We start from the raw sequence: 22078 nt of genomic DNA, 5'->3' as shown, positions 1-22078 counted from the left end.
CTGCGTTTAACCCTTCACAGCGCCGCCGACAATGCCTTTAACGATTTGCTTTTGCATGAGAATAAAGAAAATAAAGATCGGAATAAGGACGATAACCGTCAATGTCATGAACAATGGCCAATCGACTGCGAACTCTCCCTTTGCTTTGTAAACCTGCAGGACGAGCGTGGCATTATCAGATGAATTGAGGAATAGCATCGGCGCAAGAAAATCATTCCATACCCACATCGTCTGATAAATAATAGCCGTGACGGTAATTGGCTTGAGCAGCGGGAAAATGATTCGCCAGAAGATGCCCCAGATCGTACAGCCGTCAATAATGGCCGCTTCCGGAAGTTCCTTCGGTATGGTCTTCATATAACCCATCATCAGAAAGAAGACGAACACCGAGCCCCCCATGTAAATAAACATCAGCCCGTACAGCTTATCAATAAGTTGAAACCGCGTCATCAGCTCAAAGAGCGGAATAAGCGTCGTTTGGAACGGAATCAGAAAACCGGCGAGCAAATAGCCCATTATGATTTTATTGGTTTTTCCCGGATTAAACACCACGGGATAAGCAGCCATCGCCCCGATAAGTACCATAAGCAACACAGAAACGACCGTGATGAGCAAGCTGTTCCCGAAGCTCTGCAGAAGCGGTACCTCTTTAAACACGCGGACATAATTATCGAAATTAAGCGTTGTCGGAAAGCTCATGGGATTCATCGCGGTTTGAGCCGGCGTCTTTAAGGTGTTCACGATGATTAAGTAAAAAGGGAAAAACGTAATGAGCCCGACAGGCAGCATCAAAATATCAAGCAGCCAATTTTTACGGTTCGTTTCGGTCATTGCATTTTCTCCTCTCGGCGCTGCATAACGGTCACTTGGAAATAGGTGAGCGCCAGCACAATAAGGAAGAAGACAATGGACATGGCTGAAGCCAGTCCGAACTGCACCTCGGAGATGCCGCGCAGTACGATAACCTGCGTAATCGTATGCGTCTCGAAGCCCGGTCCGCCCTTCGTAAGCGCAAACGGAATTTCAAATACTTTAAGCCCTCCCGTTAAGAGCAGCATGACGCTAATCGTCATAGCCGGCGCAAGCAGCGGCAGCGTAATATTGCGAATTTGCTGCCAGCGCGTCGCTCCGTCAATCGAGGCCGCCTCGTAATAATCCTTGGAGATGCCCTGCAGGAATGCCAGATAGAGAACGGCATGCCAGCCTGCCCCTGCCCATACCGCGACGAGAATGGTTGAAAGCTTGGCAAGCATAGGCTCGGACAACCAAGGCTGCGGACCGGCGCCAAACCAATCATGGAGCACGCTGTTCAACACGCCGGATCCGATTGGCGACAGGATGAAGCCCCATACGTAAGCCAGTATCAGACCGCTCGGAATGGACGGAAAGAAGAAGATGGCACGATGAATATTTTTTGTATAGAAATTCCGATCCAGTACTAACGCAAGCACAATGGCAAGCAGCGTGGTCAGAATCGTTGTCGATATGGCAAAAAGCAAGGTATAGGATATACCCGATACGATAGCGGCATCCTTGAAAATTTTAATATAATTCGTTAAACCTACGAAATCGTAATCTTTGGAATAACCGTTAAAGTCCGTCAAGCTAAAAATGAAAGATTTGATAAGCGGGTAAATCGTAAATACCGTATAAAAAAGTAAAATCGGTATGAGAAAAACTTGGTATTGGAAAGATCTCAGCAGTTTCATCCCGTATGCTCCCTCCTTTGTAAAACAGCAGGAGGGGATTGCCCCTCGCTGCCGCTTACCGTCTCTTTTTATTTGCTTTCCATCTCTTTAAGCTTTTGATCCATCGCCTGCGTTACGTCCTCTACCGTTCCTTTGCCAACAAGCAAATCCTGAACGGAAACGACCAGCTGATTTCTCAAAGCTTCCTGATGTCTAGGCCAAGAAACCATTGGAAGATAAAATTTCCCTGCAAGCAAGCCATCTTTGTATGCATTCTCTAGAGCGGGATGCACCTTGCTCTCGTAGCCGGGAATCGTAATGATTTGACCAGTGCCCTGTTCAAATTGCTGCAAGCCTTCCGGCGTTGACAGGTATTCAACGAACTTAATGGCCGCATCTTGATTTTGGGATTTGCTATTAACCGCAAAACCTACGTTTGGAGCGCCTGCATAATATTCCTGTCCTTCCCCAGCGCCGGGAACCGCCATCATGCTGAACTGCAATTCCGGGTTTGCCTTCTCGATAGCCGGAATATTCCATGGTCCGCCTTGAATCATCGCCACGTTGCCTACCGCAAATTCATTAACCATTTGGTCGCCGGTAAGGCCGATCATGTTTGAAGTGATGATTTGATTATCGACCAAGCCTTCCTTCCAGAGCTTCAGCGGCTCTGCCCATCCGTCGGCAAAAGCAGCTTCGCCCGCAAACAGCTTGGTATCATATTCCGGATCCTTCGACAAGGTCATGCTGGCAACCAATGCGCCTTGAATGGTAGAAATATCGCCTGCGTTGTCATAGAGTGGCACAATACCCGCATCCTTCAGCTTGATGCAAAGGTCGATAAATTCCTGCCAGGTTTTTGGCTCCGTCGTTACGCCCACCTTAGCGAACAAATCTTTATTGTAATAAATGCCGCCTACCCAACCTGCTTGGGAGAAAGCATACGTTTTGCCATCGCGGGTAAACATGCCTTTGCTTGCATCGGTCATTTTCGACATAAATGCTTGGTCTGTTAGATCAAGCGCGTAGCCGCCGTCGATCAGCTCATTCCGATTTTCCGCTGCCATAATAAATACATCCGTCGCCGAATTGGAAAGCAGCATCGTTTGCAGCTTGGCGATATAATCCTTAACTGGCGGCGCCGTCTGGAAATCGATCGTGATATTCGGGTACTTTGCCGTAAAGCCATCAATAACCGGCTTCATTTCGGTTTCGTTGTTCCACGAAAGCAGGCTTAGTTTTATCTTTTTCTCTGAACCCGTTCCCTCGCCGTCTGCACTGCCGGCTTGGTTGCCATTGTTCCCGTTTCCGCCGCAAGCGGATAGAATAAGTGTAACGGCCATCATTGCAATCAGAAGCATGTAGCTTGATTTACGCATGCTGTGTTCCCCCTGTATTTCATTTTTTGTAAGCACTTTCACCATTATGATAACGCTTTACCGGGGGCTCGGGAATTTACATCGTTGCGTGATTTATTGTACATTGTTGCACGCTTACATAGAGGAGGGAGATTGCTTGCCCGCTCGAAAATCTTTCGGAGAGATCCCATTATGCTTTTTAAAGGTTTTGCTAAAATGGCTTTCATCCACAAAACCCGTCATCTCTGCAATCGCGCTATTTTTCAAATTCGTGCCGGCAAGCAGCTCAGCTGCCTTATCCATCCGAATCTGTGTCACATACTGCCAGTAGTTGATTCCAAATTGCTGTTTATATATTCGGCTTAGCTGATACTTGTCGAGGCCAAAGGCATCAGCGACGGACTGGAGCGATAAATCCTCCGCGTAATGCAGCTCAACATGCGATTTGATTCTACTAATCGTTTCCTCTGTCCGGTCGGCAGCAGGGTCTGACTGTTGAATCATGCTGGAAATCTGTGAATGAAAGTACTCTTCCAGCTTATCTGCCGAGCCGTATTTTCTCAGCCTGTCCAGCGTAATTGTTTCATATTCGGCGACGAGCCGCTTCGAACGTCTCATCAGCTGTTCGGCTATTGTTAAATAGTTCACGCATAAGCTATACACCTTGTCGGGATCCAGCTTCAGCTGTCTAAACACACGAAAAAGACTGTCAACAAGCTCCTTCAGTGCTTCTTGCGAGAAGACTAGCGAAAACTTCTCCTCGAACGCCTTATCAAATTGCTGATAATGCAGCAGCGTCCATTGCTCCGAGGGCTGTGGCTCTGATTGCGAATAGGAGGAATTCGATGCAGATGCATAAAATCCGTTAGCAGCCGCATGTTTACTCTGAATAAGCAGCTGCTGCAGCTGCTCGGGCTCCTCGCCAGCTGTACTGCACCCTATCCTTATATGGCTTTCCGGCTGTATGGCTTGCCATGCAGCTGCTATTCTTTCGCCAAGAAGCGGCAGATGGTCAGCCTGCTCCTTAACCGATAGGCCCAACAGTGCTGCATAGTTCTGCTTATTCAGTTGGCATATAACGGATTTAAGGGAAGGCTCAAGCTGTTTAAAGACGGAGGCCAACGCCTCCTTGTTCAAAGTCTCGCCTGTCAGCGTCAACACGGAATAACGATGAATGCCTAACGTTTGAAATGCCGACTGGGCAGCCGTCAGCCATTCTTCATGCAAAGAATCTTGCCTCAGCAAGCCCGTAAGCACAGCCTCCAGTTTTTTCTCGTGTTCGCTTTGCGTCTCTTCGATGAGTTCCTTAACCGCCGCCTCCAGCAGATTAGTATCGACCGGCTTAAGCAAATATTGCGATACGCTCAGGCGGAGCGCTTCACGGGCATATTCAAATTCATCATAAGCGCTTAATATAATGGCTTTCGGTTTGTGAGGCAGCTGCTGCAGCTGCTTTAATGCCTCAATTCCGTTTAAATGAGGCATTTGAATATCAATAATGAGCAGATCCGGTAAAAAACGCTCAGCCAATTCTGCCGCTTCCCGCCCATCGAAAGCATGCTTGATTTCTGTGATGCCAAGCGACTCCCAGTTCATCATTTTATCCAAAAAAGTATGGAGCGATTGTTGATCGTCCGCGATTAGCAGCTTCATAAATTTGTCTCCCTTCCTTGAGGCCTTATCGGTCTAATAAATAAGCGGCAGCAAAATCGATATCTTCGTGCCCGCCGTTTGTCTGCTGCGAATGCGGATCCCATATTCATTTCCATATTTCAGCTTTATGCGCTGACTCACATTGTATAAACCAATATTATCTGTCTTCTGAGTCGGATTGTTGATATGCCGATTCAGTGTATCCACCTGTGCGCTGGCAATGCCTTGTCCATTATCCGCGATCACGATCAGCAGCCCTTTGCGCCCGGCAACGGCTTTAATCCGAATCGCGCCCTCCCTGCTATGATCGCCAAAGCCGTGACGGATGGAGTTTTCCACGATAGGCTGAAGCGTCAGCTTCGGAATTTTGCAGCGCAGCACCCCACGATTCGGAATGAGGAAGGAAACGGCAATGCCGTCATTGTATTTCTTGTTGAGTATATATAAATAGTCGGATACATTGCTCATCTCCCGCTCCAGCTCGACTTCCTCCTCTGAGCGTTTCATGGAATACCGGAACAGGTTGCTGAGCGACAAGACGATATGATTCGACTCTTCCGTATTTCCGCATACGATTTCCGTCTGAAGCTGCTGCAGCGTATTAAATAGAAAATGCGGATTAATCTGCGCTTGAAGCGTCTTAAGCTCTTCTTCCTTCAGACTGATTTGGGTTAAATAGTTTTGCTTGATCAGCAGGTCAATGCGGCCCATTAAGTCTTTGAATTTGTTCCCAATATGATTAAGCTCCCGGTAGCGGTAATCGCGAGGTTTTACGTACAGCGAATCGTCCTCGCCCATACGGTCCAGCGCAGCAAGCAGCCTTCTCACCGGCAGCGATATGCGGAGCGTAATCAACAGGCTGATCAGCGTATTGGCGATTAGGCATAAATAAAGAATGCGGCCAAGGTTCGATTTGAGCGGCTGCGATTGACCCGTAATGTCTGACATCGGGACGGTCGAGAGCATTTTCCAGCCGTTGACGGCCGTAGGCTGGAAGATGACCAGCGTTTCAATCCCGTTAATCGTTTCCTTAAAATGGCCCGAAGGCTGCTCATACAGCTTCTCTTCGTCAGGAAAATTCAAGGCTTGGCCAATCTGGCTGCTGTCCTTGTGAACGATAATGCGCCGATTCTCGTCGATTAGAAAAATGCTGCCTTTATTTTGATAGGTGCTTTGCTCGAACATGCCGTTAATTTTGCTAAGGTCCAAATTCCCGATAACGGCTCCGAGCGTTTGGCCCTGGTAGCCCTTAACTTGTAAAACAACGGATAATGCCGGCTGATTATAGCGAGTAATATTAGTAGAGAGGTAATAGTCCTGTTTGTGTACGCCGATGCTGAAAAAACTGCCCTGCGGATTCGTCTGGAACGTTTCTTTTACCCAATCCTGCGACTGAAACGGATAATCCCATTGCAGCGTTTTTCTCCCATCCAAATTATTGATATAACCGGTCTTGCCCAGCATGAGAACGTCGCTGATTAACGTTTGATAGGTGCTTACGCCCTGTGCGATTTCCGCGATATTCCGCTCATGCTGAAGCCGGTTTCTGATGCCAATCGTATGATGCTCCTTCATCATCGTGATCACCGAATAGTTCCCGGCAAGCATGACGAGCGAACGCTTCGATTCCTCCAGATTAAAGCTAAGGCCGAGCGCCGCCTGTTCCATGACCTTATTGCTGGAGTTTACGATTTCATCGGTAATCATTTTCGTGGAATCCCGAATGGACAAATAGCCCAGCAGCAGCAATAAAAGCACATTAACAAGCAGGTACGATATCAGTATCGTGCGCATGATCGTTCGGTCTAGAAAATTGTGCCGCAGAAATAAAATGACTTTGTTCATGATGTCTCCCTCGCCCCGCAATCGGTTTCTCGTCTTCCGTGTTTTCTTAGAGGGTATTATAGCATGAGTTTGTTCACGTTCAACTTTAGAAGAACCTGAAATCTGCAATAAAAAAAGGCCTGTGATCCGCGGCTTCGCGAGGAAGCACGCTGTTTCACAGGCCGCTATGGAATAATCTATCGTTATTTTCTCTTTCCCGCGTTACGTTTCAAGTACTTTGCTATCGAACTCATACGTAATTGGTTTGACCCTTTGATCAAAATCGTGGTGCCCGGCTCCATCTTCTGAAGCAAAGCCTTTTGCAGCTGAGGCCTGCTCGCGAAGCTCTTTATTCTATTCGCAGGAAAACCCGCTCCCCGGGCGCCTGCCGCAATCAGTTTGGCGGTACTTCCCAGAGTATACAGATGACTGACATTTTTAGCGGCGGCATACCTTCCAACCTCTTGATGGCCCTTGGATGTATGCTTGCCTAATTCAAGCATAGAACCGAGTACCGCTATTTTCGTATTCGTACCAATGGTCGATAACACATCGATAGCTGCTTTGGCAGCATCGGGGTTTGAGCTGTAAGCATCATCGATGACCTTTACGTTTCTGCCCAGACGATAGACGACTAACCGGCTCTTCGATCGCACAAACGTTTTTAGCCCGACTCGGATTTGCTGCGTCGAAATTCCCAAACCATGGGCAATCGCTACGGCAAACAGCGCGTTGTAAATATTATGCTCTCCGAGAATTGGAATATAAAAGGAATGCCGGATGCCGTCCAGCTCTACATTGAAGCTCATCCCGCCATTTTTATAATGGACATGAGTGGCTTTTAAATCCGCTTTATTCCGTATGCCTACCGTAATAATTTTACCTTTGAACCCTTTGGTATGGAGCAATGCGGAAGAAGGATCGTCTGCGTTCAACAATAATGTGCCGCTCGGCTTCATGTAACGGATCAGCTCCGATTTTGCCTTGGCTACCCCGCTAACGCGACCGCCAAAGTTGCCTACGTGAGCCCTGCCTACATTAGTAATCACTCCGATATGCGGTTGTAGATACTGACAATGCCTTTTGATGTTTCCATAAAACTGCATCCCGTACTCGACCACCACAGCCCGGTGAAAAGGCCGAAGCAGCCGTGCATGCCTTCTTGTCGCGCTGGGTGCATTGTGATTGCTAGGCGACTTAAATATTTTCCAACGCCTTTTCAATACGGCTGCAATCATTTCTTTGGCAGTCGTCTTGCCGGCACTTCCTGTAACCGCGATGACGGGCCTTTGCCGCTTGATTATTTGCCCCAAAATACTGCCCCCTAAAACGCATAATATCTTCTTTTCATTTTGCCGCGTTATATTTTATGTTAAGAAAACAAAGAACGAGTTGGTTGTATGACCAATTTGACTGCCCTTTCATTTCTTAGGGGCTAAGCACCTGGTATACCGGCTCATCATAAAATGAGGCAAAAACTTTTTTGGGAAAGGATACAACTACCTTGTCCACAGAATTCAAGCTTGCCGCCACCGGAGATATTTTGATGATAGGCCCTCTCCTGAAATCAGCCAAACATTTGAATAAAAACAGCTATTCATTTGAATCCGTGTTTCAAAATGTCAATCCTTTGTTCAAACAAGCCGATCTGGTAATAGGCAATCTGGAGACACCGCTCGCAGGGCCGGAAGCCCGTTATACGCAGCCGAATCCTCGCACAGGCTTTACGATGTTCAATTGCCCCGACGAATTGGCCCCCGCTTTAAAAGAATCGGGCTTTCACGTCTTGACAACAGCCAACAACCATTGCATGGATCGCGGCACGAAAGGCCTCGTCCGCACGCTGGAGGTTCTGGATGGCCACGGGCTTGCACACACCGGTACGTATTCATCCAATCCCGGAGCCGATAACCATCTGATTCTGGACGTAAAAGGCATCAAGGTGGGGATCGCCAGCTATTCGAAAGGAACGAATAAAATCCCCTTGCCTTCGGATAAAGCATGGATGGTCAACCAAATCGATCCCTCGAATCATAAGAAAACCGCCGAGCATGTACGCAGGCTCGCCAGCCTTGCCGATGTTGTCGTGGTCTGTCTCCACATTGGAAAGGAGTGCCGCCATATCCCTTTGAAGCATTCACAACGCTTGGTGAATTTGCTGATGGCTAACGGTGCGCATATCATTCTCGGCCATCATCCGCATGTTATTCAACCGGCCTTTGCCACCAAGGACGATCGCTTTGCTATCTACTCGCTTGGCAATTTCATCTCTACCCGCCTCTACCGTAAACCAGCAACCAACTGCGGCGTCGTCCTGCAATTAACGGTCAAAAAAGAAACCGACGGAAGGGTTGCCGTGACGGAATCCAACCTCATCCCTACCTGGTCAACCCGGCTGAATACAGCAAACGGGGTTAAATACCGCATTCTGCAAATTCATCAAACGCTGTTGAAGCCCGAGTCTGGCCAATCCCTCTCCGATTGGAAATTGATGCGTAAAGTATGGAAGGATATGAAACCGCTCTTAGCCATCAGGCGATCTTCGTCATGATAAGAGCAGGTATTCCAATAGCTAAATAGAATCACGGGCTGGAACCACAGCCCTATTTTGCATTTTGATGTAAAGAATACTTGACACTAAGTATAGTATTCAATACACTGTGTATACAATCATTTACTTTTTTATAAAAATTAGCAAAAAAGGAAAGATGATTATGTCCTTTCAAGAAAAGAGAAACCTTGTATCTTTACTATCCACTTTGCTGATTTTCACCATGTATAGTCTGTATGTGTTTCAAAAGTACCAAGAAGGGAGCTTTCATACATCGAATGAATACCGCTTCTGGGGAGCCTTCATCCTCATCTTAATTCCGGTGTCGATCATAGCGAAAGTGATCATCCATATCATATTCAGCATAATTAACACCATCGCAACAAAAGAAAAAGAACCACTCATTACGGATGAGCTGGACCGTTTGATTTATTTGAAATCCACGAGAAACTCCCATTATGTCTTTATCATCGGTTTTCTACTATCCATGATACCGCTGGTCATGGATCAACCGCCTTATGTCATGTTCATCCTGCTTATTGGTTCAGGGTTATTGTCGGAGTTGGTTGGAAGCATTACGCAGCTGTATCTTTATCGGAGAGGTATCTAAGATGGGCAAATGGCATATTAGCAACAACATTCGGACCTTGCGCTTTAACCATGATGAAATGACTCAACAGCAATTAGCAGATAAAGCGGGAGTAACACGGCAAACCATCGTTGCAATCGAGAAAGGAAATTACTCGCCATCCCTGGAATTGGCTTTTCGTATAGCCCGCGTCTTTGGGTTAACGTTGGAAGAGGTATTCTCTTTTGAGGAAAATTAGGAGGGGTTAGAAATGACAAACCTTAACGCCAAAGCCGCAGATTCACCGCTTTATTATGCCCGAATAGCGGGCTTCGGGCTTCTGCTTATGGCCATACTTGCCATGTTTTCTAATTTCACCGTTCTTGAAGGTCTTATTGTAGCGGATGATGCCGCAACGACGGCTAATAACATCATAACCAATGAGATGTTGTTTCGGAGTGGATTTTTATGCTTTGTCCTCGTGCTTATTCTCGATGTACTGGTAACTTGGGCACTTTATGTTCTGCTCAAACCCGTTAATAAGAATCTTGCATTGCTCGCGGCATTGTTTAGGTTGGTATACACCGCGGTCTTTGGAATCGCCTTGCAGCATTTTTTGAGTGTTCTGCAGCTTCTAAGCGGCGCTGAATATTTAACGGTCTTCACGACAGAGCAGTTACATGCTCAGGTGTTGTTACTGATTGATGCATTCAACAATGGATGGCTTATTGGATTGGTATTTTTCGGACTTCATTTATTGGTCGTGGGTTATTTAATCATCAAGTCTAGAGGCTATTTGCCAAAGCTGATTGGAATTTTCTTGGTCCTTTCGGCTGCCGGATATTTAACCGATAGTATTGCACAGTTTCTTCTGCCCAACTACTCCGACTACCAAACGGTATTTTTGCTGATTGTAGCCATACCTGGTGTGGTCGGAGAACTATCGTTAGCTTTTTGGCTTCTGATTAAGGGAGTTAAGGTTCAACAAAGGCAATAGCTATGAAGCATGGTTATCTAAAACCGCACTCCGCCATGCCGGCTGCATGAATGATGAATAATCCCTCGCCCTCACGGCGGGGGCTTGCTTATTCTAACCATCCCTTTCCGCGCGCAATAGCAATCGCTTCCGATATATCATTACGTACTACCTCAATATCCTCTTCTAAGGAAAGCAAGGCTCCTTCTTGAATATCCAAATGAATCCTGCAGCTCGCTGCTTAGCGGAGAACCCGTGGATTCAATTATTGCGGGATGTCACAAAGTGCATATGACAAATGTCAGAAAGAAAATTGGGTACCGTCGTTTACACTTGTCGCAGCTTACACGAATATGATTGTTTAGAAATAAATCCAACGTGTATCGCAAGCATAGGAGGGGATGTGGTTCAATGACACAAAGGTATTCCAGCCACGCACGTAATTTCATAAGAAAGCTTGGCTGCAAGAAGAACGAACAACTGCATTTCACCTTAGTCCATGACGCTGAGCACAAAAACCAAGCTTATAGCCATTCTTCCAATTATCCAGCAATGACGCTGCATAAACCTCTATATTTACTTGAAAGACTCGCACCTCGAATCACTCTCTTTTCCAAAAATAACTATCTAATCCATGTATTCAGCCAAAATATAAAAGGGTATGCGGTTTTTATGGAAATTAACTACCGCGAAACAAGGAAAAGTGATTTCAAGAAAATAAGAGCACAATTCATCGATGTTGACCTCAATAAGATTTCAGAGCATTTACACACCAATGACCAAGTCCAGGAGAGGATGAGATCACTTCAATCCGATCCTACAGAGAAGCTGCTATCCATCACAATTAAAAGAAATAAACAAGGCCTTTACCATCTTTTAGCCCTGCGAACCAAAGAGAGAGTCGCAGCTTTGAAAAAAGAGTTTATGCAAAAACATAAAAGACGCATTAAGAATACGATGATTATCGAAACAAAAAACGGGTTTCACATTTATTGGGTCCTTCAAGGCGGATCTATCAACCATTTTGTTCCTATCCAAAAAGCTTTAGCCCAAAAATTCGGCTCGGATCCCATGATAACGAATCTATCAAGAGTCATGCGGTTACCGGGCTTCTATCATATGAAAAATCCTGAAAGCCCCTTTATGGTTCGAGTCCGGCAATGGGGCAGAAAGAAACCGTTCACGCAAAAGGAGCTCATTCGCTCCTTGGCATTAAAACCTGTTTTCACCGCAAAAGCCGGGCGAAAGCTTCGGAAGGCCCCCGTTCTTCAACTCTCAAGATTATGAGCCAGCTTAGTTAAGATCTGGATGGAGCCTATAAGACAGTAAAAACCCCAACCTCTCGAGGTCGGGGTTTCATATGTTCAAGGCGAGGGCGGGGATGAAGCCCCTTCAGAACTCACGCCATATCCAGCAGCGATTATCTTTTCCATTTCGAGAAAAAAGACGGCTTACAGGTGTTTTTTCTATCTAAATCTATCACTTCGTTTATTTGATTCTTAGCAAACTTCATTGTAAGAGCTTCAACACCTTCATGTAACTTAAATTTCATCTCTTCGTCGAATAGAGGAACAAGACAGTAAAAATGCACACTACGTTCGCTGTCCATTCTAAGTGTATGAAATTCTTGATTCATATGGTTTGGATAAAAAAGGATAATTCCATTCATTTTCGTATGATTAGATAGAGCTTCAGCCGGATCTCCGTTTGGAATGGTATGCCCTTCGCCCAACCATGTATTGTGTTCATGAGGCAATCTTGCCAGCATTTTCAACCAGTAGATCGGCCAATATCGATTAAAATCTTTGAACGCTTCGTCCGATATCGGCCAGTCAGGCGGTAGAAAGACCATTAGTTCTGCATACCGGTAATCTTCCCTGCCTTCTGGCGTATTCATTGGCAGATAACTCATTCCCGTTGTGAACAACACATGATATGGATGCCGCTCGGTCGGTTTAATATGATGCACATCAATGTGAATTAAATCAGAAACGACTTCATGCAGAACAGATTCAACTTCACCAAAATATCTCTGCATATGGTCTTCGATTTTCTCGCTCCATCCTTCTTCCCCATAAGTTGGCGGCTGCCAATTCGTTTCTTTATCTTCGTACCGGTAAATCCGATCTCCCGCTTTAGTAAATTCATCCGCCATTTCTTCGATCTCCTTCATTCGTCATACTGCCCATTTAAAATAGTCAGTCATCAAATAAAACTCTATTTGGTTATTATAGCGTATATCTATTCTATACATAGAAAAATTTCCCATTGCATGCGGCTGGAGCCGCTGGTATTTTGCTAATGAGTACCAGCGCTGGTGTATATGCGGGCTCAAATCTGCAGCAGATTAAAGCATATTTAAATCTTTCCATGAAATTTCAGGTGAATGGAAAACCGTTTCAACCGCAAAACGACAAAGGTGCGGTTATTGCACCAATCTCATATAACGGCAGTACATATCTTCCAGTACGTGCAATGTCCAAGGCACTCGGCGTTGCAATAGAATATGATAATAAAACCAATACCATCTTTCTCGGTGAAAAAGGTGTTGGCGTCTCGATTGCTGATGGTTTCGACAGCAATTTTCGGACTAAGGATCCCCAGTTAACGAGTTATAATGGCAAAGACTATAAAGATGTTTTCTTCAATAACGCCGACGGAAACCGTTCAAGCGGATTTATGCTTTATCCTAAGGGAAAATATCAAAAATTGTACCTTCAGGTAGCAGCAGTGGGCGAAGATATCGAGGAATTCTTCGTCCAAGATAGTGACACCGATGCTAAGCTTGAAATCGATACGATTGATGTGTCAGAGGGATTGATTACATTCGAGATTGACATTAGCGGCGTTGAAACACTCTTTGTACACTCAAACCTCAAGGACGGCGGGAGCATCTTCATCCCATTGACGACATCCTACTATAAATAAGCATTGCGACAGCACTTAACAAAGCCCCGCTCAAATCCGAGCGGGGCTTTAAAGCAAAAAGAGCATCACCTGCTTATTATGCAGGGATGCTCTTTTTGGCAAACATTAAATGCTTGCGGCATTGATCTGATCAGCAGCAATTCTTGTTATGCCAGGAAGAACAACGTTAGTAGTCCGGCTAGCTAAGTTGGTAAATAAGAAGTTTCCTCTACTATCTGTTCCTTGAAAAGTTCCAACGAAAACTCCACTGACGCCACCGCCGTCAAATTGAATATTCACGTTGGGTGTGCCTGGGGCTAGACTGCGAAGGAATGCTGCTGCTGAACTTCCTCCGACGTTTCCACCAGTGCGATTTCCTCCAGTACGGTTTCCTCCAGTACGGTTTCCTCTCGTGCGGTTTCCTCCAGTACGGTTTCCTCCCGTGCGGTTTCCTCCAGTACGATTACCACTGCTTCTTTTTGGCATTTTGCTTCACTCCTTCTACTAGGGATAATCTATTCTATGAAAATAATTTTAAATGGTATGGACAAACTCATTAAGACCAATAGTATATTTTTTCATAGATCTAATAGAAAAGTAGAGCATCCACTAAGAGTGAGCTCATACTGAAGTTAATATCGAGACAAAGCAAAAACCCGACCTAATGCGGTCGGATTTTTTATTCTCATAAATTCCTAAATTTAATTAATCATCCATTAACAAATAATCTTTATACTTACTGTAATGCATCACATAGTAAATTGAATAAGGAAGGGAATTGCATGCCATGGGGATTCATACGTATTTCCAATCACTTAATGATCTCGAACGTATTATTCGTTGTCCCGGTAAGTTTAAATTTGAAGAGCACAGCGTTGCCGCTCATTCCTGGAAGGTTGTTCAATACGCTAAAACATTGGCGGATATTGAGGAAAGCAATGGCGTCTCGATAGATTGGAAGAAGTTATATGAGATTACGAGCAGCCATGATTATGGTGAAATATTTATAGGAGATATTAAAACACCCGTTAAACACTACTCGCTAGAACTGCGCGGTATGCTGCAGCAAGTAGAGGAGGGCATGATTGCTCTTTTTATAGAGGAGAACATTCCAGAGGAGTTCAAGCCTATTTTCCGCAGACAACTGCGCGAAGGCAAGGATGATTCCGTCGAAGGTCTCATACTTGAAGTGGCTGATAAACTTGATCAAGTGTACGAGGCACTTACTGAATTGCAAAGAGGCAACAGGGAGAAAGAATTTGTAGTCATGTATCGCGAAGCGCTTATCAAAATCAAAAAAATAAAGCTGCATTGCGTTGATTATTTTTTAAAGCATGTGTTACCTGATATCGTTAAGGAAAGCTCCAATTGTCCTGTTGATATCAAAAAGATTACTAAGGAAGCATTAGAACTGTAACTTCGATTTTCATTCAACTCCAATTACAACTTCAAAAGATAACTTCAATTTCAAATATCAACGCCAAATTACATGCATTAGCATACTATTAAAAGTAAATTTCTGAATCGCAGCTCTCTTCCATTACATTTCCAACCTTACCTCCTTTTTCGGTTATTTCACCACTTTCCATCATGTTGTCTTACCTTCTTTCCTTGAACCATTCCTAGAGATCGATTTGATCATTTGGAACGAATAAGGGAAAGTCTTTTTCAATTTCATTCTAAATAATCGCCGTTAAATGAAATGCTGCAGGAGTAAAGTATCTTTAAGCACTTAAAAAAAACAAAAACACCATCCTCACGCGGATGGTGTTAATGATGGTGGAGGCGAGGGGATTTGAACCCCTGTCCGAAGATCACGCCACACAGGCTTCTACGGGTGTAGTCACAGTTTTGATGTCACCCGAGTATCGCCCCGTAACCGGCTATACTTTGGGTCAGCCTGATTGTCTTCTTCAGCTCACCGCAGGCGGAGATGAGACAGCGTATTCCACTACTTGTTAGCCCCTAATCCAGTCACATGGACGATGCTGGGTAGAAGCACGCACACAGTTTCTTAGGCTGCGAAAGCGTAGTTTGTTTGTTGTTTGCCGTTTAATAGGCTTTAGCGTTGATGAAGCAGACGACTCCCTGCTACCCGCAACCCGCGCTCGTACAATCCCCGTCGAATCCATAAACGCCCCCAATTTTGCATAAACGGTTAGCTGCAGTTCCATATAGGTTCGACACTAACGTTTAGCTCGATTGAAGCTTTAGGATTAAGGAGCAGTCACCGTCAGACTCATCATCTGGCAGGCCGTTCCGATTGTCTAGCACGAATGCACTTGCTTCGTTACTTACTTTGTTTGTCTTGCCGTTGCTACTGCTTTAGTATAACACGAATGAGCAGCGTCCGTGCATATTTGTTATTGGCAGTAATGGCTGCTTGCTTCCATGGAAATAACAGCTTATCGAGCGACCTTCTGTTTCTCGCGCAAGGCACGCTGGATATCGCGCTGAGCGTCACGCTTAGCCGCCGTATCCCGCTTATCGTATTGCTTCTTACCTTTACCCAGACCAATCAACAGCTTCGCGTAACCATTGCGCACATAGATCTTCAAAGGAACAATGGCGTATCCTTCTTGCTTCGACAAGCCCAAAAGCTTGTGAATCTGAGACTTGTGCATCAAAAGCTTGCGAGCACGCGTTGGATCTGTGGGATTATGCATATTCCCTTGTTCGAACGGGCTAATGTGCATATTGTTGATGAACAGCTCGCCGTTACGAATCGTTGCAAAAGCGTCACTGATGTTCGCCCTGCCGTTGCGGAGCGATTTGATTTCTGTACCGAGCAGCACCATGCCCGCTTCGAATGTTTCCTCAATGAAATAGTCATGGGAAGCCTTCTTGTTCTGGGCGAGCTGCTTGCCGTCACTCTTCTTACCCATGCTAGTCACCTCGACTTATTTAAGCTAAAATAGTGGTGCACGTATTCTGGTGTTCATTGTAACAACTTTAGGAACGGAAATCAAGGCGGCGGTTAAGTTAACTTCTCTCGTGCCCTGCCAAAAAAGGAGAATTCCCATGCTGCTCGAAATCATTGCTATGACAGCCGATGAAGCGGTTACAGCCTCATTGCACGGCGCGGACCGCATAGAGCTTATCTCTGCCTTTGATCAAGGCGGTTTAAGTCCGGCGAAAGACATAACCCTTGCGGTAGTTGAAGCCCTTAAACGACTCGAACAATCAAACAGCACGCCTTTTCCCAAAACCACTCCAGTACATGTCATGGTGCGGCCTCACAGCCAATCTTTTGTGTACGATGAAGCTGATTTACGTGACATGATTACGTATATGGAAAGTATGCGAAGCTTAGGCATTCATGCTTTCGTTCTAGGAACACTGCGCACAGACGGAAAAATCGATACCGAAGCTTTAGAACGTCTGCTGGATGCAGCGGGAGATCTTCCTGTCACTTTTCACCGTGCTTTCGATGAGATTGCCGACCAAGAAGAGGCATTGTCGACGCTAATGGAATACCCGCAAATTAAATGGCTGCTCACCTCAGGAGGAAAACCAAGCGTGCTTGATGCCGTCGATCAAATCATCAGGTTGAATGAACAAAGTTATGGACATGCTATAACTATCATGCCAGGAAGTGGAATTTCCATTGCCTCCTTGCCAGCTTTCATGGCTGCAACAAAATCGCAAGCCGTACACCTTGGTACAGGTGTAAGAAACGGCGGAGTCACGGCTCCCATCGATGGCTCACTTGTCCGGACAGCACGTCAAATTCTAGATCAAAACCGCTAATAAACAGCCTCTATTCAATAAAACACAAGCTTATTTACATACAAAAAAACCGCCTTCAACCCATAGGGTTAAAGGCGGTTTTATCAACGTTCGTAAGCTATTACAGCTTTACAACGTTTTCTGCTTGTGGTCCACGGTTGCCTTGAACAACGTTAAATTCTACGCGTTGTCCTTCTTCAAGAGTTTTGAAGCCTTCGCCAGTGATTGCGGAGAAATGTACGAATACATCGTTGCCGCCTTCAACTTCGATAAAGCCGAAACCTTTTTCTGCGTTAAACCATTTAACTGTACCTTGTTGCATGTGTAAAAACCTCCAAAAAAATAATATTAATATGCGCCTGGTTTGTCTTTAAACAAAAAATTCACACATTGGAAAGGGTTTCATGACTATAATGACACCCTTTTCAATATGTGAATTCAGGTTCATATTATCGATTGATTTGAGTGTACTATACCCAGAATTAAAAAGCAAGCGAGGATCTTAAATATATTTTCCCAAATTGCCCAGAACACGGCGACTCCCATTTATGCCATAGATCGGAAATCGCCGCCCCTGTTTTTTACTTGCGATTTTTGCGAACGAACGCAGCTGTTGCGTTTCCGCCGCCTCCGTTTTTCTTCTTCCGCTTGCTCTTCACCGGAGCGCCGCTGCCTTCCGCGCTTACCGCATCCGCACTCCGCTCGCCATTAAACACGCCGCTCGGCGACGTATTCTTCCGCCTCGCCGCCTCACCGCTGCCTTCGCTCCGCCGTTTCCCGGCAGCTCCGCCTCGGCCATTGCCGCCTGGCCCGCCGCCGCCGCGGATGGGCAGGCCCCACATATCCGTCCGCGAGCCGCTTCCGCTTCCGCGCGACTGCTCCCTGCCTTGGCCCGGCGGCATATCCGCCTCTTGCCCAGGCCCGCGCCCCGCCGGCGAATTCCCGCCGTCGTTCACGCCGGCTCCGGCTTCGCCGTCGCCGCCCCGGCCGCGCCGCTTGCCGCCTCGTCCGCTGTCAGGCGCATCGATCCGCCACGGATTGGCTTGCTCGACAATGCCGACTACGCTGCGATCCTCGCCGCCGCCATATCCGCGTCCGCCGCCTTTGCCACCGCGGCCTTTTCCGCCGCGCTTGCTCTCGCCTGCTCCGCCTGGGCCAGCCGCGCCGCCTCGTCCGCCGCGGTTTCCTTCGCTAGCTCCACCGCGTCCTCTGCCGCCCGCGCCTGCTCCGTCGCCTTTTCCTCCGCGGCTGCCTTCGCCCGCTCCGCCGCGGTCTTTACCGCCGCGCCCGCGATCGACGCTTCCGGCGCGATCGCCGAAGCCGCCGCGTTTTTTGCCGCCACGCTCACCGCCGAAACTGCTTGGAATGCCTTTACCGCTGCGCGGCTTCATATCCACAAGCTCGAAGTCGATCGTATGCTCCGTCATGCTTACGCGTGTAACGCGTATCTTCACTTCATCGCCGATCCGGTATATTTTAGATGTCCGCTCGCCGACGAGGATCATATGCTGCTCATGGAAATTGTAGTAGTCATCCGACATGTCGCTCAGACGAATCAAGCCTTCAACCGAATTATCCAGCTCGATAAACATACCGAAGCTCGTTACGCTGCTAATGATGCCTTCGAATTCCTCGCCGACTTTATCGAGCATGTATTCGCATTTCTTCAGCTGCTCCGTATCGCGCTCCGCATCGACCGCCACCCGCTCGCGCTCCGACGAATGCTGCGCAATATCCGGCATGCGCGCCGTCAACGCTTCATGGCGCGCCTCCGTCAATTGGCCCCCGCCATTCAGCACCTCGCGGATTACGCGGTGAATGACCAAATCGGGATAACGGCGTATCGGCGATGTGAAATGGGAATAAAACTCTGCCGCAAGCCCAAAATGTCCTAGGCTCTCCGCATCATATTTAGCCTGCTTCATGGAGCGGAGCATGACCGTCGAAATGACGGTTGCTTCTTTCGTGCCACGGATATCTTCAAGTAAGGTCTGCAGCGCTTTGGGATGGATCGAATTACCCTTGCCCTTCACGGCATAACCGAAGTTCGCTGCGAACTGCACGAAATTCAGCAGCTTCTCCTGCGACGGATCCTCATGGATCCGGTAAAGGAACGGAACGCGCAGCCAGTGGAAATGCTCGGCTACCGTTTCATTCGCCACAAGCATAAATTCTTCAATGATTTGCTCGGCTACCGAACGCTCACGCTTGATGATATCAATCGCTTTGCCGTTCTCATCTACGATGACCTTCGATTCCTGGAAATCAAAATCAATCGAGCCGCGCTTCATCCGTTTGGAACGAAGGCGCATCGCCAAGTCCTCCATAAGGCCGAACATATCCAGCAAATCCGCATAACGTTCCTTGAGTTCGGTTTGCGGTTCTTCCTCTGTTGCCGTCAATACTTTTTTTACATTCGTATAGGTCATTCGCTCTTTGGTACGGATGACGCTCGTAAATACATCATGACGAACACGCTTCAGCGTCTCCGCGTCAAACTCCATCTCGCATGAAAGCGTCAGACGATCAACCTTCGGATTAAGTGAGCAGATCCCATTCGACAAACGATGCGGAAGCATCGGAATCACGCGGTCGACCAAATAAACGCTGCAGCCCCTGCGGTATGCCTCTTGGTCAAGCTCTGAGTTTTCTGTAACATAGTAGCCCACGTCGGCAATATGCACGCCTAGCAAATAGTTGCCGTTCTCCAGCCGCTTCACGTGCACGGCATCATCAAGATCCTTTGCGTCCTCGCCGTCGATGGTAACAATGACCTCTCCGCGCAGATCTCGCCTGCCCTGCTGCACGATTTCTTCATCCGTGATCGAATCCGGCGCTGCCTCCGCCTCAGCCATGACTTCGTCGGGAAAACCCTCCGGCAGCTGATGCTTGCGGATAATCGACAAAATGTCGACGCCCGGATCGTTCTTATGTCCTAAAATTTCGACAATTTCCCCTTCGGCCGCAGAACGCCCTTCGGGATACGATACAATTTTTACGACGACCTTTTGGCCGGAAACAGCCCCTTGGTAGCCTCCCTTAGGTATGAAAATATCGCGGTTAATCCGTTTGTCATCCGGCACAACGAAAGCATAAACCTCGTGATCCTCGAATGTTCCGACGATTTGCGTGACGGCGCGCTCGACGATCCGGACTACCTCGCCCTCCATCCGTCCGCCATGCTCGCTCCTTGAAGTGACTCGAACGAGAATAATATCCCCGTTCATTGCGCTCTTCAAATCATTCGCATGAAGATATACGTCGCCATGGTCTTTCTCATCCGGAATCAAGAAGCCGAAGCCCTTCGCATGCGACTGAAGCTTCCCGCGCAACAGGTTCATTCGTTCCGGCACGCCGTAATGGTCATTAGGCGTGCGGATGATTTTCCCCTCATCCTCCAGCTTGTTCAGCAGCTTAAGGAATTCCTTGAATTCCACAGCGCCCTCAATGCCAAAATGCTTCTCAAGCTCTTGGTAAGTCATCGGCTTATAAGCCGTTTCTTTCATAAAATCAAGCAATTCCTGCTCGTAGTTGGCCATTAGTATTTATTCTCCTCATAAACCTGCTCATGATACTAGCTTCGCTTGCCACAGGTTGATAGATTATCATATACCATGTAGTATACACGAAATGGAAGCCGCGCATCCGTGATTATGATGAAAATACAAAAAAAGCGAGGAATATCCTCGCTTTCTGCGTGTGTGTTCGTTATTGTTTTACGAAGTAAGATACAACAAGCGCTAATATGAAGAAACCAGCTGCCAGAACTACTGTCAAACGCTGCAAGAACAAATCCAAACCGCGCGCTTTCTGTTTGCCGAACAGGTGCTCAGCGCCGCCCGTAATCGCTCCGGACAAGCCTGCACTCTTACCCTTTTGCAGCAATACTACAGCAATCAGGCCGACAGAAAATATAACGAGCACGATCTTCAATAAGATATCCATTCATTCCACCTCCAGCATAGGAGCTCCGTAAAAACACGTAAATCGAGTGTACCATAGCTGGGCACAAAATACAATAGTACAACCCCATGGCACAGCCTTTTATGCAAACCCGTGATCTTTTAGAAATTGATAATTATTGGCTGCGCTATCAAGCGAGCTCGATTCGAACTGCTCCTGTTCAACAAACATAAAGTCTACGCCTGCCGGCTCGAGTTCGCTTAGAAGCTGTGCATAGCCAACTTCGCCTTTGCCGATTTCCGCATCTTTCAGCCCTTTGTTGAAATCCTTCAAATGGACTACCGGAATGCGGCCTTTGTATTTCCTCAAGTAGTCCACAGGTTTATATCCCGCCACGTGGAGCCAACCCAGATCGAATTCCATGATCATAAGCTCTGTCGGCATGCCCGACAATATGTGATCAATAATGGGCTTTTTTTCCACTAATTTAAATTCGAACTCATGATTGTGATACCCATACTGCATGCCGGCCGCCCTTACCTGCTGCGCGCATTTCGTAAACACATCAATTAAGTACTTCACGTTGTCCATCGTTGGCAGTTCCGGGAGCGGCGCCCAAGGCGTAATAATGTAGGACACGCCAAGCTCCTTGGCATATTCGATTTGTCCGGCAAAATCCGACTCCATATGCTTGGAATCGCTAAAGTTTAAAGGAACGTGGACAGAGGGAGCTTTTAGCCCGAGCTCCTCCAGCTTACTTTTCAACTCCTTAGCCGGCGTTTTGAAATAACCGGCAAATTCGACAGCTGTGTAACCTATTTTGGCTGCTTTCTCGAGCGTGCCCAGGAAATCAATTTCGGTCTGATCCCTAAGTGAATACATTTGAATGCCAATACCCGGTTTTGCCACTTCATACACCGC

At 46.9% G+C, this 22078-nt stretch carries 21 protein-coding genes and 1 other RNA gene; 8 read left to right on the top strand and 14 right to left on the bottom strand.

Annotated features, from left to right (window positions below; genetic code table 11):
• Positions 1-6: 6 nt before the first annotated feature.
• The 6 genes from ACN6MW_RS15215 to ACN6MW_RS15190 all read right to left on the bottom strand — a co-directional run bounded on the left by ACN6MW_RS15215 (position 7) and on the right by ACN6MW_RS15190 (position 7836).
• Positions 7-831 (bottom strand): carbohydrate ABC transporter permease, encoded by an 825-nt coding sequence (locus ACN6MW_RS15215; RefSeq protein WP_419876083.1) that lies wholly within the window; start codon positions 829-831, stop codon positions 7-9.
• Positions 828-1709, bottom strand: a complete 882-nt coding sequence (locus tag ACN6MW_RS15210; RefSeq protein WP_419876082.1) for a carbohydrate ABC transporter permease — start codon at positions 1707-1709, stop codon at positions 828-830. Before ACN6MW_RS15210 ends, ACN6MW_RS15215 begins: the two co-directional genes overlap by 4 nt.
• 68 nt (positions 1710-1777) lie before the next feature.
• On the bottom strand, positions 1778-3067 hold the full coding sequence (locus tag ACN6MW_RS15205) for an ABC transporter substrate-binding protein (RefSeq protein ID WP_419876081.1): 1290 nt from the start codon (positions 3065-3067) through the stop codon (positions 1778-1780).
• Positions 3068-3181: 114 nt separating this feature from the next.
• Positions 3182-4699, bottom strand: coding sequence for a response regulator (locus ACN6MW_RS15200; RefSeq protein WP_419876080.1), 1518 nt, complete (start codon positions 4697-4699; stop codon positions 3182-3184).
• 33 nt (positions 4700-4732) lie between these two features.
• Entirely contained in the window at positions 4733-6544 is a 1812-nt protein-coding gene (locus ACN6MW_RS15195; protein WP_419876079.1) for a cache domain-containing sensor histidine kinase, read from the bottom strand.
• Positions 6545-6726: 182 nt separating this feature from the next.
• A complete protein-coding gene (locus tag ACN6MW_RS15190; protein WP_419876078.1) occupies positions 6727-7836 on the bottom strand; it encodes a UDP-N-acetylmuramoyl-tripeptide--D-alanyl-D-alanine ligase in 1110 nt (369 codons plus the stop codon).
• Positions 7837-8027: 191 nt separating this feature from the next.
• On the opposite strand from ACN6MW_RS15190, the gene ACN6MW_RS15185 reads away from it, so the two are divergent.
• From ACN6MW_RS15185 to ACN6MW_RS15165, 5 genes are all read left to right on the top strand, one after another.
• A complete protein-coding gene (locus tag ACN6MW_RS15185) occupies positions 8028-9074 on the top strand; it encodes a CapA family protein (RefSeq protein WP_419876077.1) in 1047 nt (348 codons plus the stop codon).
• Positions 9075-9237: 163 nt separating this feature from the next.
• A complete protein-coding gene (locus tag ACN6MW_RS15180; protein ID WP_419876076.1) occupies positions 9238-9684 on the top strand; it encodes a hypothetical protein in 447 nt (148 codons plus the stop codon).
• A 1-nt stretch (position 9685) separates the two neighbouring features.
• Complete coding sequence (locus ACN6MW_RS15175) at positions 9686-9901, top strand: helix-turn-helix transcriptional regulator (protein WP_364149873.1); 216 nt, start codon at positions 9686-9688, stop codon at positions 9899-9901.
• Between the two features lie 12 nt (positions 9902-9913).
• Positions 9914-10639 carry a DUF4386 domain-containing protein gene (locus ACN6MW_RS15170; protein ID WP_419876075.1) on the top strand — a complete coding sequence of 242 codons (726 nt, stop codon included), beginning with the start codon at positions 9914-9916 and terminating at the stop codon, positions 10637-10639.
• Between the two features lie 390 nt (positions 10640-11029).
• The gene (locus ACN6MW_RS15165) at positions 11030-11905 is read left to right on the top strand and encodes a DNA-primase RepB domain-containing protein (protein ID WP_419876074.1); all 876 of its coding nucleotides are present in this window, start codon (positions 11030-11032) and stop codon (positions 11903-11905) included.
• 133 nt (positions 11906-12038) lie between these two features.
• Here the strand turns inward: ACN6MW_RS15165 and ACN6MW_RS15160 are convergent, their stop codons facing one another.
• Entirely contained in the window at positions 12039-12773 is a 735-nt protein-coding gene (locus tag ACN6MW_RS15160; protein WP_419876073.1) for a suppressor of fused domain protein, read from the bottom strand.
• A 146-nt stretch (positions 12774-12919) separates the two neighbouring features.
• On the opposite strand from ACN6MW_RS15160, the gene ACN6MW_RS15155 reads away from it, so the two are divergent.
• Positions 12920-13546 carry a stalk domain-containing protein gene (locus ACN6MW_RS15155; RefSeq protein ID WP_419876072.1) on the top strand — a complete coding sequence of 209 codons (627 nt, stop codon included), beginning with the start codon at positions 12920-12922 and terminating at the stop codon, positions 13544-13546.
• A 296-nt stretch (positions 13547-13842) separates the two neighbouring features.
• Here the strand turns inward: ACN6MW_RS15155 and ACN6MW_RS15150 are convergent, their stop codons facing one another.
• On the bottom strand, positions 13843-13995 hold the full coding sequence (locus tag ACN6MW_RS15150; RefSeq protein ID WP_419876071.1) for a hypothetical protein: 153 nt from the start codon (positions 13993-13995) through the stop codon (positions 13843-13845).
• Between the two features lie 317 nt (positions 13996-14312).
• Between ACN6MW_RS15150 and ACN6MW_RS15145 the strand changes: the two genes are divergently transcribed.
• Positions 14313-14942 (top strand): YfbR-like 5'-deoxynucleotidase, encoded by a 630-nt coding sequence (locus tag ACN6MW_RS15145; protein WP_419876070.1) that lies wholly within the window; start codon positions 14313-14315, stop codon positions 14940-14942.
• Positions 14943-15302: 360 nt separating this feature from the next.
• Here ACN6MW_RS15145 and ssrA read toward each other — a convergent pair.
• Positions 15303-15667: a transfer-messenger RNA gene (ssrA, locus tag ACN6MW_RS15140) on the bottom strand.
• Between the two features lie 263 nt (positions 15668-15930).
• Complete coding sequence (gene smpB, locus ACN6MW_RS15135) at positions 15931-16410, bottom strand: SsrA-binding protein SmpB (RefSeq protein ID WP_364149861.1); 480 nt, start codon at positions 16408-16410, stop codon at positions 15931-15933.
• A gap of 136 nt (positions 16411-16546) precedes the next feature.
• Here smpB and ACN6MW_RS15130 point away from each other — a divergent pair, with 136 nt between their 5' ends.
• Positions 16547-17275 carry a copper homeostasis protein CutC gene (locus tag ACN6MW_RS15130; protein ID WP_419876069.1) on the top strand — a complete coding sequence of 243 codons (729 nt, stop codon included), beginning with the start codon at positions 16547-16549 and terminating at the stop codon, positions 17273-17275.
• Positions 17276-17375: 100 nt separating this feature from the next.
• Here ACN6MW_RS15130 and ACN6MW_RS15125 read toward each other — a convergent pair whose 3' ends face one another.
• The 4 genes from ACN6MW_RS15125 to ACN6MW_RS15110 form a co-directional block, all read right to left on the bottom strand.
• Complete coding sequence (locus ACN6MW_RS15125; RefSeq protein WP_028609190.1) at positions 17376-17576, bottom strand: cold-shock protein; 201 nt, start codon at positions 17574-17576, stop codon at positions 17376-17378.
• 259 nt (positions 17577-17835) lie between these two features.
• Positions 17836-20793, bottom strand: a complete 2958-nt coding sequence (gene rnr / locus ACN6MW_RS15120) for a ribonuclease R (protein ID WP_419876068.1) — start codon at positions 20791-20793, stop codon at positions 17836-17838.
• Between the two features lie 169 nt (positions 20794-20962).
• Positions 20963-21199, bottom strand: a complete 237-nt coding sequence (gene secG, locus ACN6MW_RS15115; RefSeq protein ID WP_183570711.1) for a preprotein translocase subunit SecG — start codon at positions 21197-21199, stop codon at positions 20963-20965.
• Positions 21200-21298: 99 nt separating this feature from the next.
• The gene (locus ACN6MW_RS15110; protein WP_419876067.1) at positions 21299-22066 is read right to left on the bottom strand and encodes a sugar phosphate isomerase/epimerase family protein; all 768 of its coding nucleotides are present in this window, start codon (positions 22064-22066) and stop codon (positions 21299-21301) included.
• Positions 22067-22078 lie beyond the last annotated feature (12 nt).

Origin of the sequence: Pristimantibacillus sp. PTI5 (assembly GCF_048572955.1) — a bacterium.
Lineage (GTDB): Bacteria > Bacillota > Bacilli > Paenibacillales > Paenibacillaceae > Pristimantibacillus.
Note: the sequence above shows the minus strand (reverse complement) of the source record. Positions and strands in the feature narration are given on the sequence as shown.